3 protein-coding genes are annotated in these 3,057 nt (G+C 71.1%); 2 read left to right on the forward strand and 1 reads right to left on the reverse strand.

The annotated features are described in order from the left end of the window. Window positions 1–47: 47 nt before the first annotated feature. Together EIO58_RS15205 and EIO58_RS15210 are read left to right on the forward strand one after the other, a co-directional pair. The gene (locus tag EIO58_RS15205; RefSeq protein WP_446723935.1) at window positions 48–509 is read left to right on the forward strand and encodes a 3-methyl-2-oxobutanoate hydroxymethyltransferase; all 462 of its coding nucleotides are present in this window, start codon (window positions 48–50) and stop codon (window positions 507–509) included. 315 nt (window positions 510–824) lie between these two features. After that, window positions 825–1,493, forward strand: coding sequence for a hypothetical protein (locus tag EIO58_RS15210; RefSeq protein WP_127820222.1), 669 nt, complete (start codon window positions 825–827; stop codon window positions 1,491–1,493). Between the two features lie 705 nt (window positions 1,494–2,198). Here the strand turns inward: EIO58_RS15210 and EIO58_RS15215 are convergent. After that, on the reverse strand, window positions 2,199–3,057 hold an 859-nt coding region (locus tag EIO58_RS15215), incomplete at its 5' end, for a carboxylate-amine ligase (protein ID WP_127820223.1).

Raw genomic sequence — 3,057 nt, forward strand, 5'->3', positions numbered from 1 at the left:
GCGGGCCGGCGCGCCTGAGCCGCGTCCGTGCGATCGCGGATGCCGGCATCCCGGTCGTCGCGCACGTCGGGCTCACCCCGCAGACGGCGGGAGCGCTCGGCGGTCTGCGCGCGCAGGGTCGCACGGCGGACTCGGCCGCGAGGCTCGTTCGGGAGGCGCTCGCCGTGCAGGATGCGGGTGCCGCGCTGCTCGTGATCGAGGCGGTCCCGGCCGGGGTCGTGGACGTCGTGCTGCCGGAGATCGAGATCCCGGTCATCGGCATCGGCGCGGGCCGCGCGGACGGGCAGGTGCTCGTCATGCACGACCTCCTCGGCATCACCGAGGGGAAGACCGCGACCTTCGTCAAGCGCTTCGCGAGCATCGGCGACGGTATGGCGGACGGGGTCGCGGCGTACGCGCGCGAGGTGCGCGAAGGCGCGTTCCCGGCGGCCGAGCACGGCTACGCAGCGAACGAGGATGCCCTCGCGGCAGCCCGCGCCGAGCTCGAGGCGCGCAGCGGCTCCCACTGATCCGGCCCGAAGAGCGAGTGTCACCCCGGTCGGATGGTGACGGCCGGTGAGGTGACGAAAAGCCTGGAGGGTGTCAGAAGGGAGGGCTCGTGCCGGGCGCGTCGTCGACATCGAACAGCCAGGGTTCTCGCATGATGCGCCGACGGTCGAGGAGGTCGGGGTCGGGGACGAACCGCACGGTGGGCTCCGGTCGGTCGGTGTGCTTGACCGGTGGGACTCGTCCAGACCAAGACGCCGGGGGAGGTCTGCGCGACCGTCCACGCGGTGTTGTGCTTGAGGACGTGGTGCCGCCGGGCAGAGGTGCGCGAGATTGTGGTGGCTGGTGACGCCGCCGCGCGCGTGGTCGACGGTGTGATCGATGTCGCAGCGCCAGCCGGACTGACGGCAACCGGGGAATCGACAGTGCTCGTCGCGAGCGCCGAGGAACCGGGTGAGGGCGGCGCCGGGACGGTAGCGGTCGACGGCGAGAACGCCGCCGGTGACCGGCGACGTCATCACGCGCTCCCAGGCAGGCGGGCCGGCGACGAGGATGCGCGCGGTGTCGGTGTCGATCGGCCCGTAGCCGGCAAGCCGTGCGGGTTCGTTCGAGGCGCCGGTCATCGTGAGCACGGGAACGGTGACCTGCACGGTGGCCAGGATCGCGGCCAGCCCCGTTCCCGCGACGCAGTCGTCGGGCCCGGCGGTGAGCAGCACGTCGGCGGCGACGTCGGCCTGGAGCTGGTCCATCGTGCGGACATCCGCGGGCTCGCCGTGACCGTCTGCGCAACCGTCGCCCGCACCGTCGATCGCAACTGGCTCGTCGGCTTCACCGGCGTCGGAGGCGCGGGTTGCGATGACGGAGTGCGCCTGCGCCGTGAGCCGGTCGTGGATGCCGTGGACGACGACAGCCTCGTGAGTGAGGGAGAGTGTGGCCATGACGTCGGGCAGGTCGATCACCCGCACATCCCGGGTGGCTACCGCATCCGCGTGCCGCTCGTCGAGTGAGTGCTCGAGGAATCGTTCGGCGATCGCCTTCAGCACCGGCGTGAGTCGCCCCGGAGTGAGCGTGACAGCTCGGTCGATCGCGACCCGCACGAACTCGTCGCGGGCGTCATCGTCGTCGATCGAGTCGCCGATGTCGTGGATCACGGTGAGGTGCTGCCGCGAGATCACGCCTCGCTCCAGCGCGTCGACAGCGACCGCGAATCGTGCGCACAGGTCTGCCGATTCGGAGAGCAGGCGGGTCACCGTCCACTCCGACACCCGCGTGCTCGTGGCGAGCTCGGCGATGAGCGCCCGACGATCCAGTTCGAGCCGGCGCCGCTGTGCGATGCTCGCCCCGTCCGGCGCGGAGACTGCGGCCGAGGCATCCGCCAGCAGTCGGATCTCCGCGGCGTCTTCGGCCGCGCGGCGAACTCGCCCGACTTCGAACGCACCCACGATGCGGCCGGTGAGCGCGCACCCCGGAGCGGATCCGAGAGGGATGCGAAGACATGGGCGCTCACAGACGGGCAAGGTACAGATGGACGAGGAGACTCCTGCGCGACCCGCGCCAGCACTCTCTCATCGATCCGCGGCTACGCCGCGCCTGCTCTCGCCCTCAGAAGGCGAACCATCCCTGTATCGAATCTCTCTACTACAGGCTACTGTGAATCTATTCACTTCACAAGAACATATCCCCGATGACCCGACACCGGCATCCATCGTCGTTCAGGCGGTGAAGACGCGGCGCGCCACCCGCCGACGCTCGGGTCGCACGCCCGCGACGAGTTCGCGCCGGTACAGCTCCGCGAGCGCGTCGATCCCGGAGGCGTGCGCGCTTCGCTGCCTTTCGGCGCCCGAGCCCTCGCGCAGCACGCGATGGAACAGCTCGTCCACGAGTCCTCGCTCGTCCGCGTCGAGGAGGTGAGGCGCGGTGAATGAGCGCAGCGCGTCGAGCGCGTCCCGCGCAGGCACGAGCTGCGACGTGGATGGGTGCACCAGGGTCTTACGCAACCCGTACCGCGCCGCATGCCAGAGCGCGGCATCCGTGATGTCCAGCCCTCCGGCGGGCACGGGGGACGGGTCGTCGGCAGCCATCACCAGCGCGCGGGTCAGCACCGCGAGCGCAATGCTCGAGCGGCCGTCGAGCTGGGCGTCGAACACGCGCACCTCGACCGTGGGGTAGCGCGCCGACAGGCGCACGTTCCAGTTGATGGTGCCCGGGTCGCTCGTCGCGCCGACGCCGTACAGCGACGCGACGAGCCGCTCGTGCTCGTCGGCATCGGCGAAGCGCGGCGGCACGCCGTATGTCGTCCAGCGGCGGCAATGGAGCGAGCGCCAGCTGTCGAAACCGGTGTCGGCACCGTGCCAGAACGGCGAGTCGACCGATAGCGCCAGAAGCGTCGGCAGCCAGTCGCGCAGCATGTTCGACGCCCGGATGCCGAACTCGCGGTCGCGGATCGCCACATGCACGTGGAGCCCGTTGATCTGGTGGTCGGGTGTCACGCCTGCGATGTCGCCGGCGATGTGGGCGTAGCGCGCGTCCGGGCTGATCCCGGTGCGCGGCCGCGTGCGGAACGGCGTGCCG

This window comes from Microbacterium sp. CPCC 204701 (assembly GCF_004010105.1).
Classification (GTDB): Bacteria; Actinomycetota; Actinomycetes; order Actinomycetales; family Microbacteriaceae; genus Microbacterium.